Annotated in this window: 15 protein-coding genes; 13 read left to right on the forward strand and 2 right to left on the reverse strand. The window is 45.6% G+C overall.

Annotation, left to right across the window (positions count from 1 at the left end):
- Complete coding sequence (locus AY605_RS12380) at window positions 1–606, reverse strand: TetR/AcrR family transcriptional regulator (protein ID WP_064096693.1); 606 nt, start codon at window positions 604–606, stop codon at window positions 1–3.
- 499 nt (window positions 607–1,105) lie between these two features.
- Here AY605_RS12380 and AY605_RS12385 point away from each other — a divergent pair, with 499 nt between their 5' ends.
- The 3 genes from AY605_RS12385 (at window position 1,106) to AY605_RS12395 (ending at window position 5,762) form a co-directional block, all read left to right on the forward strand.
- Complete coding sequence (locus AY605_RS12385) at window positions 1,106–2,887, forward strand: acyl-CoA dehydrogenase C-terminal domain-containing protein (protein ID WP_064096694.1); 1,782 nt, start codon at window positions 1,106–1,108, stop codon at window positions 2,885–2,887.
- A gap of 83 nt (window positions 2,888–2,970) precedes the next feature.
- Window positions 2,971–4,140: a thiolase family protein gene (locus AY605_RS12390; protein WP_064096837.1), complete on the forward strand. Its 1,170-nt coding sequence runs from the start codon at window positions 2,971–2,973 to the stop codon at window positions 4,138–4,140.
- A gap of 125 nt (window positions 4,141–4,265) precedes the next feature.
- A complete protein-coding gene (locus tag AY605_RS12395) occupies window positions 4,266–5,762 on the forward strand; it encodes a succinate CoA transferase (protein WP_064096695.1) in 1,497 nt (498 codons plus the stop codon).
- 106 nt (window positions 5,763–5,868) lie between these two features.
- On the opposite strand, the gene AY605_RS12400 is transcribed toward AY605_RS12395, so the two are convergent.
- Window positions 5,869–6,936 carry a zinc-binding metallopeptidase family protein gene (locus AY605_RS12400; protein WP_064096696.1) on the reverse strand — a complete coding sequence of 356 codons (1,068 nt, stop codon included), beginning with the start codon at window positions 6,934–6,936 and terminating at the stop codon, window positions 5,869–5,871.
- 402 nt (window positions 6,937–7,338) lie between these two features.
- Between AY605_RS12400 and AY605_RS12405 the strand changes: the two genes are divergently transcribed.
- The 10 genes from AY605_RS12405 (at window position 7,339) to AY605_RS12450 (ending at window position 15,400) form a co-directional block, all read left to right on the forward strand.
- Window positions 7,339–7,782: a GNAT family N-acetyltransferase gene (locus AY605_RS12405; RefSeq protein ID WP_064096697.1), complete on the forward strand. Its 444-nt coding sequence runs from the start codon at window positions 7,339–7,341 to the stop codon at window positions 7,780–7,782.
- Window positions 7,783–8,082: 300 nt separating this feature from the next.
- Window positions 8,083–8,967, forward strand: a complete 885-nt coding sequence (locus tag AY605_RS12410; RefSeq protein WP_064096698.1) for a SphA family protein — start codon at window positions 8,083–8,085, stop codon at window positions 8,965–8,967.
- A gap of 33 nt (window positions 8,968–9,000) precedes the next feature.
- On the forward strand, window positions 9,001–10,335 hold the full coding sequence (locus tag AY605_RS12415) for an acetamidase/formamidase family protein (RefSeq protein ID WP_064096699.1): 1,335 nt from the start codon (window positions 9,001–9,003) through the stop codon (window positions 10,333–10,335).
- Window positions 10,336–10,424: 89 nt separating this feature from the next.
- Window positions 10,425–11,627 (forward strand): aromatic ring-hydroxylating oxygenase subunit alpha, encoded by a 1,203-nt coding sequence (locus AY605_RS12420; RefSeq protein ID WP_064096700.1) that lies wholly within the window; start codon window positions 10,425–10,427, stop codon window positions 11,625–11,627.
- Window positions 11,628–11,638: 11 nt separating this feature from the next.
- Complete coding sequence (locus AY605_RS12425) at window positions 11,639–11,992, forward strand: hypothetical protein (protein WP_064096701.1); 354 nt, start codon at window positions 11,639–11,641, stop codon at window positions 11,990–11,992.
- A gap of 11 nt (window positions 11,993–12,003) precedes the next feature.
- Window positions 12,004–12,465: a nuclear transport factor 2 family protein gene (locus AY605_RS12430; protein WP_064096702.1), complete on the forward strand. Its 462-nt coding sequence runs from the start codon at window positions 12,004–12,006 to the stop codon at window positions 12,463–12,465.
- Between the two features lie 56 nt (window positions 12,466–12,521).
- Window positions 12,522–13,793 carry a styrene monooxygenase/indole monooxygenase family protein gene (locus AY605_RS12435; protein WP_064096703.1) on the forward strand — a complete coding sequence of 424 codons (1,272 nt, stop codon included), beginning with the start codon at window positions 12,522–12,524 and terminating at the stop codon, window positions 13,791–13,793.
- Window positions 13,780–14,304 carry a flavin reductase family protein gene (locus AY605_RS12440; protein ID WP_064096704.1) on the forward strand — a complete coding sequence of 175 codons (525 nt, stop codon included), beginning with the start codon at window positions 13,780–13,782 and terminating at the stop codon, window positions 14,302–14,304. Before AY605_RS12435 ends, AY605_RS12440 begins: the two co-directional genes overlap by 14 nt.
- Complete coding sequence (locus AY605_RS12445) at window positions 14,301–15,071, forward strand: SDR family oxidoreductase (RefSeq protein WP_064096705.1); 771 nt, start codon at window positions 14,301–14,303, stop codon at window positions 15,069–15,071. The genes AY605_RS12440 and AY605_RS12445 overlap by 4 nt, the downstream gene beginning before the upstream one ends.
- The gene (locus AY605_RS12450; RefSeq protein WP_064096706.1) at window positions 15,068–15,400 is read left to right on the forward strand and encodes a non-heme iron oxygenase ferredoxin subunit; all 333 of its coding nucleotides are present in this window, start codon (window positions 15,068–15,070) and stop codon (window positions 15,398–15,400) included. Before AY605_RS12445 ends, AY605_RS12450 begins: the two co-directional genes overlap by 4 nt.
- The last annotated feature ends 4 nt before the right edge of the window (window positions 15,401–15,404 follow it).

Consider the following 15,404-nt stretch of genomic DNA (forward strand, 5'->3'; position numbering starts at 1 on the left):
TTATACCGACGAAATTTTATCCGGTGTCATGAGTGCCTGATTAATATACAGCTTGATCAGACGTTCGCGTGAACCAATCGCTTTTTGATAATTGCTTGAATTTAATAACAGTGAGGCACCATAGGTCACAGTCCAGATATAAGATAAATAATCCCGAATCGACATAGCGCTTTCTAAAGCAACCAGATAATCATGAGTGATATCTTTAATCCGGAGAATCCGTTCTTCACGAATACGATAAAGCTCCTGAAATAAATCTTTCAGATTCTTTTCATTATTGGTTAAACGCTCTTCGATGACATGCAACAGAATGGTCCGGTTGGAATTAAGCATGTGATAGAGCATATATTGTGAAACATAATTTTTAATATCATTATTATGCTTTTCTGATATTTCAAGAATTCTTTTTTCATTGAGAATAATTAATTCTAAATATAACTGGTTCTTGCTTTTAAAATGCTTGTAGATGGTTCCTTTGGCAATATCCAGTTCACTGGCGAGTTCACTCAAGGTGATGTCCTGATTATTGTCAAGCAGCAAACTCTCTGCCATGTTCAGGATCTTCTCTTTACGAAGAAGGAAGTTCTGCTGTCTTACAGTCATCATCTTCTTGGTCCATACTTTTTGAAAAACAACCTTCCAAGAATATGCAATTTTACACGTGATTACTATAAAACTAAGGTCGTGATATTTTTCTTATTTTGTATATTTATGCAGCAACTGCTGACAAATAAAAATAGGCAGGGTGACAAGCTCAAAATATTGTCAAGAAAATTGAACCCTAGAGATCAACTTTGCTAAATAAAATTCCATTTCCCGTATATTTATTTTATTGTTTCAGCGCACCAAGCTAAATCCTTTGACAGTATTAAGCCCGTATTCATCAGGGTTTTGCGCAGACTATAGAGCAATATTAAGCTGACATATTCAGTAGATTATACTGGGCAAGAAGATGTGAGTTTCAAAGCAGTTTTATGAGTCACTTTATATATTCACTGTTGAATGAATTTGATATCAGGATTTTGCAATTGTCTGCAGTAAATCTAATCAAAATCAGAAAATACCTGGTAACAGGATTGAGTATTACCATTTTAGGAAGTTGAAAATGCCGATTTATAATGCGCCGCTGAAAGACATGGAATTTATTTTAAATGATGTATTTCATGCTGAACAATTTTGGCAAGGTAACGAAAATCTTGCACATCTCGATATGGCGACTGCAAATGCGGTTCTGGAAGAAATGGCAAAATTTTCAAAAAATGTCATTCTGGATCTGAATCGTCCTGCAGATGAAGAGGGTGGTGCTCAGTTTAACAATGGTGTGGTAACGACACCCAAAGGTTTTAAAGAAGCGTTCAGACAGTTTGCCGAAGGTGGCTGGGTAGGCTTGGGTGCTCCTGAAGAATGGGGCGGACAAAATATGCCGAAAATGTTGACCGTACTTGCCGATGAAATGATCTGGAGCACCAATCCATCTTTCATGCTTTACCCGCTATTAACGGTGGGTGCAGGTATGGCCATCAATGACCGCGCCTCACAGGAACAGAAAGAAACCTATTTACCAAAATTCTATACGGGTGAATGGTCGGGCACCATGTGTCTGACTGAACCACATTCCGGCACAGATCTTGGCATTATCAAGACCAAAGCTGAACCGAATGAAGATGGTTCATACAATATTACCGGCACCAAAATTTTTATTACCAGCGGCGAGCATGATCTGAGTGAAAATATCATTCATCTGGTGCTGGCAAAAACTCCGAATGCACCAGCAGGTTCACGTGGTATTTCATTATTTATTGTGCCGAAATTCCTGGTCAATGCCGATGGTTCGCTCGGTGAGCGTAATGCAGTAGCAGCCGGTTCGATCGAACATAAAATGGGAATCAAAGGCTCGGCGACCTGCGTCATGAACTTTGACGGCGCCAAAGGCTATATGGTTGGCAATGAAAATGAAGGTCTGGCCGGCATGTTCGTGATGATGAACTACGAACGTTTATCTATGGGAATTCAGGGCATTGGTGCAGCAGAATTTGCCTACCAGAATGCGGCACAATATGCGACGGATCGTTTACAGGGCCGTGCATCAACTGGTGCAAAATCTCCAGAAAAACCAGCCGATTCAATTCTGGTCCATGGCGATGTACGCCGTATGCTGCTCAATGTACGTGCTAACAATGAAGCTTCACGTGCGTTTGCGGTGTATGTAGGTCAACAGCTGGATATCACCAAATACTCAACCGATCCTGAAGCGGTGCGTAAAGCGACTGACCGTGTGGCGCTATTAACGCCAATCGCCAAAGCTTATTTAACCGACAAGGCCCTGGATTCTGCACTGGAAGCGCAAATGTGCTTCGGTGGTCATGGCTATATCCGTGAATGGGGCATGGAACAGTGTATTCGTGACCTGCGCATTTCACAGATTTATGAAGGCACCAATGGCGTGCAGGCGATTGACCTGATTGGGCGTAAAACAACTAAATGTAATGGTGCTTATATCGCGGAATATATTGCTGAAATCCGTGAATTTGCCCAAAGTTTAGATGATTCATTGATGATTAAAACGGCGACATTAGAAACCTGCCAGCAACTTGAAGACATCACCAAATTTATCGTCGAGCAGTCTAAACTGAACCCTGATTTTGCCAACTCGATTGCTGTCGATTATTTACATGCGGTTGGGCTGCTCAGCTTTGTCTATATGTATGCGCGAATTAGCAAAGCCGCTGCAGCCAAAGACGACAGCTACTTCCAGCACAAACTGGTACTGGCCAACTACTATGTTGCCAAAGTCCTTCCGGATTTGAGTGCAAGAATTCAGCGTATTCAGGCAGGTGCGGAACTGGTGATGCAGTTGCCTGAAGACTATTTTACCGCACAGGCTTAACCCGCAATGATTGCGAAGGACCAACCCTACAGCGCTTTGGCTATGTAGGGTTGATAACAATGATGAAAAAGGATGAAACTAAAATGATCGTAATTGTAGATGCAGTACGTACCGCAATGGGCGGTTTTCAAGGTTCACTTTCAAGCTGTACCGCACCGGATTTGGGTGCTGTGGTGATCAAGGAAGCAGTGGCACGTGCAGGTCTGTCGGCCAATGATATTGATGAAGTGATTATGGGCTGCGTTCTTCCTGCCGGTTTAAAACAGGGTCCGGCACGTCAGGCCATGCGTCAGGCGGGTCTACCGGATTCCACCGGAGCGACCACGATTAATAAAATTTGTGGTTCAGGCATGAAGGCAGTGATGCAGGCAGCAGACGCAATCAAGGCCGGTTCAGCAGAGATTGTGGTTGCAGGTGGTATGGAGTCGATGTCAAACGCACCATATTTAATGGACAAGGCACGGGCCGGATTCCGTATGGGGCATGGAAAAGTCATTGACCATATGTTCCAGGAAGGTCTGGAAGATGCGGAAACCGGCCTGTCTATGGGAATCCTTGCTCAGGAAATGGCGGATAAAAAAGGCTATACCCGTGAGCAGCAGGATGACTATGCAATTGGTTCCTTAAATAAAGCCGTGACCGCCGTTCAGCAAGGCTTCTTTAAAGATGAAATCGTACCGGTTACTGTCAGTAGCCGTAAAGGCGATGTGGTGGTGGAACAGGATGAACAGCCTTTAAATGCCAAGGCTGACAAAATTCCAACCTTACGTCCAGCTTTCAAAAAGGATGGAACAATTACTGCGGCAAATGCCAGCTCCATTTCTGATGGTGCTTCGGCACTGGTGATTACCTCGAGTGAAATTGCCGCGCAGCGCAACTTAAAGCCGCTGGCTAATATTGTGGCCTATGCCAGCCATTCGCAGCATCCATCAGAATTCACCATTGCACCAGTGGGTGCGATTGAAAAAGTCCTGAAAAAAACGGGTTGGGATGCTCAGGAGGTTGATCTTTGGGAAATCAATGAAGCTTTTGCCATGGTGACCATGTTAGCAATAGATGCTTTTAAACTTGATCCAGCAAAAGTGAACGTCAATGGCGGTGCCTGTGCGCTTGGTCATCCCCTAGGTTCTTCCGGTTCCCGAATTATTGTGAGCTTGATTCATGCCTTAATGCGTACTGGTGGCAAGAAAGGCATTGCAGCACTGTGTATTGGCGGTGGGGAAGCAACAGCGATTGCTGTAGAACTGATTTAAGTCTTTTCATAATTGCATGATCATATGCTCAAAGTAGCAAACTTAAATATTTTTTGAATTAGACCACAATGCTTCTGGTACGCCAGGAGCGGGCGTCTCTTTATTTTTAATTTTTGAGAATTTTTATGAACGGTTTAGAGCGTATTCGTTTGCTCGCATTACAAGATAAAGTAGTACCTGTAGAAAAAGCACTACAATTGATTCAAGACGGTGATGTAATTGGTTTGAGCGGGTTTGGCGGCGCCGGCGAGGTGAAAACTGTGCCTTTGGCATTGGCTGAATATGCCCGGCAGCATCCGATCCGTATTACCTTGGCGACAGGTGCAAGTCTGGGGAACCGGATTGATGGGAAACTGAATGAAGCTAACGTTATAACCCGCCGTTATCCTTATCAGGCTGATCCTTCTTTACGTCAGGCCATCAATAATGGTGAAGTGATGTATATCGATCAGCATCTTTCTGAACTGGCAGACAATATCCGTCATAAAAACCTTCCAGCAGTAAATATCGCCGTAGTTGCTGCAACTGCAATTACCGAAGATGGCCAGATTATTCCGACCGGTTCTTGTGGAAACTCGGCGAATTTCATCGAAATGGCAGATCGGGTCATTATTGAAATCGACACGACAATTAATCCGGTCCTAGAAGGCGTACATGATATTTATTTGCCTAAAGCCCGTCCAAACCGTGGTCCGATTCCTTTGACGCAAGCCAGTGACAAGATAGGCACAATCGGAATCCATGTTGCACCTGAAAAAATTGCTGCGATTGTCATTAATGAGATTCCGGATACTTCTTTCGCAATGGATGAGCCGGATGAAGAAACACTGGCGATTGCCAGCCACTTAATTCAATTCTTTGAAAATGAAGTCGCCGCAGGGCGGTTACCTGAAAATTTGGGGCCGCTGCAGTCCGGAGTAGGTTCCGTGGCAAATGCCGTATTTGCAGGTTTTGAACATTCTAATTTCAACCATCTGGAAATGTATTCTGAAGTCCTGCAAGACTGTACTTTCCAGCTTATCGATTCAGGAAAAATGACCTTTGCTTCTGGTTGTTCCATGACCCTGAGCGATGAGTGTGCGGCACGGGTGATGAAGAATTTTGATCAGTACAAAGATAAAATTGTGTTACGTCCACAGGAATTATCCAATAATCCTGAGCTGATTCGCCGTCTGGGTATAATTGCAATCAATACCGCACTGGAGTTTGATATTTACGGGAATGTGAATTCAACCCATGTCGCTGGCACCAAGATGATGAATGGTATTGGCGGCTCAGGTGATTTTACCCGTCATGCACATATTGCGATCTTTGTGACTAAATCCTATGCCAAAGGTGGTGCGATTTCGTCTGTGGTTCCACTGGTGAGCCATACAGATCATACTGACCATGACGTGGATATTCTGGTAACAGAGCAAGGTTTGGCCGATCTGCGCGGATTGGCACCACGTGAACGTGCCCGCAAGATTATCGATATTTGTGCTCATCCCGATTATCGCAAAAGTCTGAATGATTACTTTGAGCGCGCCTGTGCACATGGTGGTCAAACACCGCATTTGTTAAATGAAGCTTTGTCCTGGCATGCCCAGTTTGAAGAAACCGGTTCAATGAAAACGGCTTAATTGGTTTAATTATAGTAATTTCAAAACAAAGCCCGTCATTTACTACGGGCTTTGTAATATGAGTGATATGGAACGAGAAATTTAGGTTTACAGGTAATTGGTCAGGCTATTTGAAAACTTTTTCCAGCACATGCCGGTGAATAAATCGTAGCTTGTCTTTAACTGTTTCGTTCAACTTGAACGGGTAGGCATCTTCCAAGCCCATACAACGGTTTAAGGCATTCAGATTAAAAGTCAGGGTAATCCAGTTTTTAAGGATATGTTCAAAGTCCTGCCCACCAATCGGGCATTCTTTAAAATTCATGCTGGCCAGATAACTGCCATTGCCCTCAACACGAAGACCACCATAATAGGCAGTTTCCAGGGTTTCCATCATATGCAGATAATGCGCCCAGGTTTCTGCCCAGTCTTCCCAGGGATGGGCTGTAGCATAAGCACTGATGTACTTTTCCTGCCAGTTGATCGGCGCACCTTTGTTATAATGGCGTTCAAGTGCTTTGCCATAATTTTGCCGTTCATCCCCGAAATAATGGCGGAATTCATCGAGCAGCTCTGGGTGCATATGCTGCATGATGGCAAAATAATAATGTCCGCTTTCATGACGAAAATGACCTAATAGCGTCCGGTAGTTTTCACCCATATTCACGCGTGTGGTTTCCCGATAAACCACATCAGCCTCAATTGCATTTAAGGTAATGATCCCGTTGGCATGACCAATTAAAACAGGTTGGTCTTCCTGAGGCAGCAGGAAATCAAATCGCAGACCAAATGGATCATCCTCTGACTTTTTAGGCCGTGGCATCATGTTCATGCGCTGAGCCAAATACAGGAAACGGCGTTTGGCTTCTTCCAGCCGAAACCAGTAAATCAGGTTCTCTGAATTTTCCAGATCAGGAATGACATGGGTGAGCTGACAGGATTCACAAAACTCCTCGTCCTCATCGCTGGGAATCATCCAGTTACATACTTGATATTGAACGTAATTATGACAGGGTTTATAGCTGGCATGCTGGTAGTTCTTGGCAATTGGCACCCATCGTTCAGCACTCTGTTTTTCGAATGCACACAGATCTTTTTCCGAAGCAACATAACCGATCGGTGACAGACAATGATCACAAACTGATTTGTAAAAAAACAGCTGTTGCTTGCAGACAGCACATTCAAAATGTTTCATTAAACTCCCTGCAGGGAAGCGAACGACCTCAAATGTTTATCTTTGATGAACACCAAGAAAAGTTCAGAATGCCTACCTAAATTTCTTCCTGATAAAGAAATATCATAAAAATTTCATCGAAAATTCTATATGGATGAATTGTAAAGACAGGCTGCCTGATATTAAATGAAGCTTGGTTTTAATCAGAAAAGTATAGTTAAACAAGCTTTTAAATAAATGGATTTTTAAATAGAGTGAGTTGCCGTCTTGAAAATACGGACAAGGCGCAGAGAAGGATATTACCGAATATTCAGACCAGTTTTTAAATTTGGGGAAGTCCATTCAAGAACAGCTAAAGCAGCTAACTTTTAAGAATAAAAATTTTTTAATGTGGACAAGCTAATAAAGAGGGATTTAAAAAACATGAAAATCAGAAAAGCCAATATTCAGGATACTTGTGCCATTATCGATGTGATTGCACCCTTTGTCGATGCCGTGATCAGTTCAGAAGAGGGGCGCCAGCGCTTTCAGCCTGAGATGATTCAGGCCATTTTCGAGCGTCCGGACATTCATTATTTTGTGGCAGAAATCGATCATCAGGTGATAGGTGTCGTGGCTTATATGGAACCTGCACACTTCATGCATTTTTTCCTGAACCAAGCCTATCAGGGGCAGGGTTATGGCCGGCAAATGTGGCGCTTTTTAGAAGGCGAGATCCGCCGTCAAGGCCATTCAAGTATTACGGTAAAATCCAGTCTTTATGCCTTGGATATTTACAAGCGCTTTGGTTTTGTGGAAACGGGGAAATACACGGAACAACATGGAATCCGTTTTATCCCGATGCAAAAGGAATATCCGGATTGTTAAAAGCGGAATGAAAGGCCATCAGGCACATTTTTATATTCCAAAATTTTTCAAAAAAAATGGCCATTTTCGACTGTTTTATAGGTGGTTTCACCTATAGCAATGTGCCATTTAACTAAATTTTCTCCAGACAAACACCTAGACTACTGCGCAGTTTCAGCTAGCCATCTTCAGGTTTTACCTATCTAAACACAGATTCGTCCCTATATTTCCCTGCCATGTTTCAAGTCTAGATTAAGTCATGCGCTTGAGGCTTCGAAAGCCCTGCAACTAAAGACTTTGAAGACTAGGGGAAAGCTGTAAATGCTAAGCAAATATCTGAAATCAGTGGTACTCACCACAAGCCTGATCAGCTGTGCACCGTTCGCATTTGCAGCTGAAAATGGTGGTAGTGCCTATCCGGATGGCACAGAAAGTTTCTTCGGTGGTGCAATGCCACCTCCAGGTACTTACCTGGTGAGCTACAACCAGTTTTATTCAGCAGACAAATTCAAAAATGATCATCCGGTATTTGATGATTTCAAGCTGGATACCTTTGCCACCGTCGCGCGTGGTGTGTATGTCAGTGACAAGACCTTTCTAGGTGCAACATGGGGGATGCACGCATTTCTGGTTTATGCCAATGCCGACATCACTTTGGGCGGTGGGCAAGATGAAAAAACTGCATTGGGTGATGTGATTATCGATCCATTTCTATTGGGCTGGCACAAAGGTGACTGGCATGTGGCAACGGGTGTCGATTTCTATATCCCAGTCGGTTCATATAACAAAAACCGCCTCGCCAATATTGGCCGAAACTACTACACCATTCAGCCAATTGTTTCTGCGACTTATCTGAACCAGCAAGGCATCGAAGTCAGCACTAAGTGGATGTATGACATCAACTTTGAAAACAAAGACACCAGTTATGAGTCAGGTAATGCCTTGCATGTGGATTACATCGTTGCCAAGCACATGGGACCTTTAGCGGTCGGTCTAGGTGGTTATGTACATCGCCAGCTTGAAGGCGACTCTGGTGCAGGGGCCGTACTAGGCGAGTTCAAGGCAAAAGCAGCCAGTATTGGTCCGCAAGTGCGCTACCAATTCGCTAAAGGCGTCGCAGTTGCCGCCAAATACCAGAAAGAATTTGATGTGGAAAACCGACCTGAAGGTCAGAAGTTTGCACTTGATATCACAGTTCCATTTTAAAAATCAGCTATTTAAAACTATAGGGGTAATACGATGAAGATTGAAAACCAAGACTATGCAGCAGGCAGTACCAATGCAGTGGACTATTTGCTGGTGAATGAATTTTCGGGCGGGATTGTTGGTCCAAGCCAACGCATGCTTGGCCCACTGAAAAATGGCGGAATCTTAAAAACCGGTACACCTCCGGGCTGTTGGGGCCCAATGATTACCCCTGCATTCCAGGGTGGTCATGAAGTGACATTGCCTGTGTTTATTGAAGGTGCAGAAGTCGGTGATGCGGTTGCACTTAAAATCAAGAAAATGAAAGTGAACTCGATTGCAACATCTTCAGGTGTCATGAGCTTTGTTGAAGGACGCTACCATGGCGACCCGTTTGTGGCGAAATACTGTAGTGCATGTGGTACAGAACAGCCTGCAAGCTATGTAGAGGGCATTGGTGAAGATGCAATTCGTTGTAAAAACTGTGATGCGGAAGTCAGTGCTTTTGAGTTTTCACATGGCTATGTGATCGTGCTTGATGAAGAAAACAAAGTGAGTTTGACGGTCAATCAGGAGATTGCCAACAAACTTGCCGGCAATGTCAATGAACTGTCTGCACTGCCTGAACATGCAGCACAACACTCAATCCTGTCGCTTGCTCGTGCTGATATGCCGGGAGTCGCAGCGCATATGTGTCCATTCCTGGGCAACATCGGTACAACACCATCACGTGATCTACCTGACTCACATAACTGTCATGACTTTGGTCAGTACCTGATTAATGCACCGCACAAATTTGGCATGACAGAAGATGAGCTTGTTGCAGCAAAAACCGATGGCCATATGGATACCAACTCAATCCGTCCGGGTTGTATCTTGATCTGTCCGGTTAAAGTGCCAGGAGCCGGTGTGTACATGGGCGACATGCATGCACAGCAAGGCAATGGCGAAATTGCCGGTCATGCCACGGACGTGTCTGGTGAAACCGAACTGCAAGTCGAAGTGATTAAAGGTCTGACCATTGATGGTCCAATCCTGTTACAGGCACCAGATGATCTTCCACCGATGGCCCGTCCATTTACTAAAGAAGAAAAAGAGAAAGTGAAAGCACTCGGCGAACGCTGGGGCCAGACCGAAATTGAAGAAAGCGGTCCAATTACCTTTATGGGTACTGGTAAAAATCTGAATGATGCGACTGAAAATGCACTGAATCGCGCGGCTAAAACTACGGGTTTGAGCTATGACGAAGTCATGAACCGCTGCACCATTACCGGTTCGATTGAAATCAGCCGTTTGCCGGGTATGGTACGTGCCACGTTCCTGTGTCCAATGCCAATTCTGGAAAAACTCGGCATCGCAGATCTGGTGCGCGAACACTATCAACTTTAATCAAAACTGGATTTAACAACAAGCTGCAGTGGTGCCACACCACTGCCTATTGAAAGTAAAGAACTTAGAAACTTGAACAGGAATGTCATATGAACAGTAATTCTAAACTCCGTTGGGGCGAACTTTATCCTGAACTCGGTATTGAACCTATTCCAACCGAGCCATGTATTTCACCGGAAATCTATCAGGAAGAAATCGACAAGGTATTTTCTAAAGTCTGGCTAAAAGTCGGTCGTGTTGAAGAAATTCCAAAGAAAGGCGATTACAAGGTCAAACGTCTGGATTTTGCTAAAACTTCCGTGATTCTTATGCATGGCAAAGACGGCGAGATCCGCGGCTTTCACAACATCTGTTCGCATCGGGGCAACAAGGTTGTAGTAGAAACCGACAACGAAACTTTCGGGTCAAATAAAGCTGCAGTTGTGACCTGCCGTTTCCATGGCTGGGTTTACGATGCCAAAGGCGACTTAGTTAGTGTACCTGAAGAGGAAAAATTCACTTCCTGCTTTGACAAAGGTCATAACGGTCTGGCACCCGTACGTACCGAAGTCTGGGAAGGCTTTATTTTCGTGAACCTGGATAATGAAGGCACTCAAGGTGTAGAAGAATTCCTGGGCGGCATGGGTACACATTTAGGCGGTTATCCGTTTCATGAAATGGAAGAATGCTTTGCCTATAACACGGTACTGAACTGTAACTGGAAAGTCGCACATGATGCCTTTGCTGAGGCCTATCACGTAGCCACCATTCATGCCGGTTCATTCCCGAATGTGTTTGCCTCTGGCCTGCAAGAAGTACAACTGTTTGGCGATCACCGTACCTGTGCGGTCTGCCTCACTAAAAATGCCAATCCAAAACCGGCTGCGGCACTTTCCGGAGAAATTACCGGAGCATCACTGGTCAATCACTACGAACGTACGCAGTTACCGAAGTCAGTGAATCCAAATGACCGTGATGATTTTTCATTCGAGCTTTCTGTCATTTTCCCGAACATTCTGGTGCATGTGACAGAAGGCGTATGGTTTACCCACCAGTTCTGGCCAGTCGGTCACAACAAAACCCGTTGGGAAGGCCGTTACTACCTGCCTAAAGCGAAAACTTATTCAGAGCGCTGGGCACAGGAATTTGCTCAGGTACTGCAGCGTAATGCCTGGTTAGAAGATACTGCAACCATGGAAGACACCCAGGAAGCACTGGAATCTAAAGCCAAGAAAGTCATGCATTTACAGGATGAAGAAATCCTGATTCGTCATGGCTACCACGTTCTTGAACAATACCTGAATCGCGCATAAGGAGAATGCACATGTCAAATATCATTTCACAATTGCCGGCTGACTTTGCTGCTCTGGAACCTTTTGTCGCGAAGTGGGCACTTGGAACCTCTAAACAGCGTCATCTGGCCCGTCTGAACTCCACCAAAGAAGAGCTGCAGGCATTTTATGATGCGATTCTGCCGGAAATGCGTCACCTGCTGGCGGCATTAGACCAATATCCATTGGGCTCATTGTCGGAAGAGCTACACAAGCTGTACTGGCTCAGCCTGAGCTTTGCTGAAATTGCACCGCATATCGAACTGTATAAAGGTTCTGTCGGTGTGCCATATGCCTTTGAAGAAACCCGCTTTGTCTATGAAACTGGTGACGTGGTCAACGTTTAAAGGAATTGAATATGAGCCAGCACAATCTGGAAACCCGTTTGCACTACCTGGAAAGCTGCGAAGCCATTCGCAGCCTGGTCGGCCGGTATGCAACCGCAGCGGACCAGCGCAACAACCCAACCATTATGCAGCATCTGTTTCATGACGATGCGGTCTGGTGTGCGAATGGTTTTGGCGAATATCAAGGTCGGCAAAACATTCTGGATGCGCTGTCTGGCATTGCTGAAGCGCAGGTGCTGTGGAGCCTGCACATTATGGCCATGCCGGATATCGAAGTGCTGGATCATCATCATGCCAATGTCAGCTGGATGCTTTGGGAAGTCTGCAAACTTGCCGAGAAAGGCATGCAGGCCACCACCAGCTGTCTGGGCGGATTTTATCAAGCCACTGTTCGCTGTGATGAAGAAGATGAATGGAAATTTGACCGGGTGGAATTAAACCTGACTTTTAATCAGCCGTATCCGACAACATAAGCGCAAATATAACGATAGCTACTGCATCAGACACGGCCCAAAGAGGAATTCAAGAGATGAGAAAAATCGCAATTATTGGTGGTGGGCAGGCAGGTTTGTTACTGGCATTCTCATTACTAGAAAAAAAATACGACGTTACTGTATATGTAGATCGTCCAGCTGAAGAACTGTTACATGGCCGCATGGTCAGTACCACCATGTTCTTCGCCAATACGCTTGAAGTGGAACGTAAACTGGGCCTGAATTTCTGGGATGGCAAGGCACATCATGGAGAGGCGATTCATGTCGACTTCCGTGCGCCAGACGGTACGGTGGCACTGCCTTTGACCGGTTTTCTGCATGAAAATAAAGGCATTGCCATGGACCAGCGCACTAAATACCACCGATGGCTAGAAGAATACCCACGTCGTGGTGGCAAGCTGGTAATCCAGAATGTGACACCTGAAGATTTGGAAATCATCTCTGCTGAAAATGATTTAACGATTCTTGCGGCGGGCAAAGGCAATATTACCAGCCTGTTCAAACGTAATGAATCCCGCTCGGTGCATCAGGCTCCGCCACGTAAACTGGCTGCGGCTTTGGTGGTAGGTGATGACTTGTGCGGACCGAACAGTTGGCAAGGTCAGCCATCGCAAACCTTGCACTTTAACTTTATTGCCGGTGCAGGTGAATATTTCAGCATGCCATTCTACAGCCATACCTATGGCCCGTGTCGAAGCTTCCTGTTTGAATGTGTACCCAATGGTCCAATGGATATCTTTGATGATGTGACCAGCGGTGACGAAATGCTGCAACGCATGAAAGAAGCAGTAGCTAAAGTAACACCAGACCAGAGCTTCCGTATGGTCGATAACATGGAACTGAGTGATCCGAATGCCTGGCTGAAAGGCGCATTCCGTCCGGAAGTCCGTTATCCGGTTGCAACTTTGGAAAATGGTGCTTCGATTTGGGGTATTGGCGACACAGTGATGGTCAATGACCCGATTGCTGGTCAGGGCGCAAACAATGCGACTCGTATGGTCGAGCATTATCTGCAGGCCATTCTGGCACATGGCGATGAAGCCTTTACTGCCGAATGGATGACGCAAGTCTTTGATGAATTCTGGGAATATTCCGGCCGCTATACCACTGAATTTACCAACCTGTTGCTAAATCCGCCAAGCGAAAGCTTGCTTCAAGTTCTGGGAGCAGCATCTCAAAACAGTGCAATTGCCGATGACTTTATGGGCCACTTCAACCATCCACGTGGTTTCTGGCCAGCCGTGGATGGTGCGGAGGGCGCGAAAGAATATCTGTCACGCAAGGAGTTTAATCATGCAGCTGCCTGAAGTACTGTGGCAGGACGTTGACCTGGCTGAAGCGAAAGCGCTTCGGCAGGCCTTCGGCGGTTTTGCCACAGGTGTAGCGATTGTCACCTGTCTGGATCAACAGCAACAACCTGTCGGACTGACTATTAATTCATTTAGTTCCGTGTCATTAGATCCTGCACTCGTTTTGTGGAGTCTAGTGAATCATTCACCAAGTCGTACGGTTTTTGAAAATGCAGAATACTTTGCCATTAATATTCTGGGAGCAGACCAGCAGGACGTTGGTCTGAACTTTGCCAAGCCGATTGCCGATAAATTCCAGCACGGTGTGTGGAATATTGAACAGTCTAAAGCGCCCGTATTGGAAGGGTGTGTGGTGCAGTTTGTTTGCAAAAATGAAAAGCAGATTGAAGCCGGCGATCACCAGATTTTCCTGGGGAAAATTGAGCAATGCCGTCACAGCAATCAGCGTCCATTGCTGTTCTGCAAAGGACAGTTTAGTGAATGGCCACAATATAAGGAGGCTTCATGACCGATCTGAACAATAAAGTAGTTCTGGTCACTGGGGGGGCGACTCACATTGGTCAAGCAGTGGTTAAAGAATTAAAAGGCTTGGGCGCCGACGTCATTATTGCTGATATTAATCAGGAACAAGGCCAACAGGTCGCAAATGAAACCCAAACTCGCTTTGAATACCTTGATCTGGCCAGTGATGACAGCATTCAGGCCTTGGTGGGCAAGCTGACACAAGTGGATATTCTGGTGAATCTGGCCTGTCTGTATGAAGATCATGGATCTCAGTCGACACGTCAAGATTGGCAAAATACCTTCAATGTCACGGTGTTTGGTCATGCTGCATTGGTACAGGCCTGCCGCCCATTGCTGAAAGCGAGTTCAGATGCTGCAGTGATCAATATCAGTAGTGTCAGTGCCCGTATTGCCCAAAAAGAGCGCTGGGTTTATCCGGCATCAAAGGCCACACTGGAACAGCTAACCAAAAGTATGGCACTCGATTTAGCCACTGATGGTATCCGCGTGCATGCCTTGTCTTTGGGCTGGACCTGGTCTGTGCCAATGCAGATGATTTCAGGCAATGACCGTCCGAAAACCGATCGTGTTGCGGGTCGTTTCCATGTGCTGGGCCGTATTGCCGATGCCGAAGAGGTGGCAGAAGCTTTAAGCCTGCTTTGCAGTCCAAAAGCCAAATTGCTCACCGGTAGCACCATCCATGCCGATGGCGGTTATCACACCCTGGGACCTGAAGCGACAGATTCACCGATTGAGGAGTTGAGCGCATGAATATTCAAGTGAACAATATTGCTGAAAAATTTCTTTGCCTCACCTCGGAGATTGAACAGGGGGAAGGCTTGCAGGTCATTATTGACGGTTATCCACCACTTGCGGTGTTTCATCTGGAAGATGGTGAGTTTTATGTCACCGATGATACCTGTACCCATGGGGATGCATCGTTGGCGGATGGTGAAGTTGATGGCTGCGAAGTGGAATGTCCGTTCCATGCCGGCGCTTTCGATATTAAAACCGGTGAGCCGTGTGGTGCACCCTGCAGTATTCCGCTTAAAACCTACACCTCATTTGTACGTGATGGTCAGGTCTATTTGGTGGAGTAATGCG

The organism is Acinetobacter sp. SFD, assembly GCF_001647575.1.
In the GTDB taxonomy this organism is placed as follows: Bacteria; Pseudomonadota; Gammaproteobacteria; order Pseudomonadales; family Moraxellaceae; genus Acinetobacter; species Acinetobacter pecorum.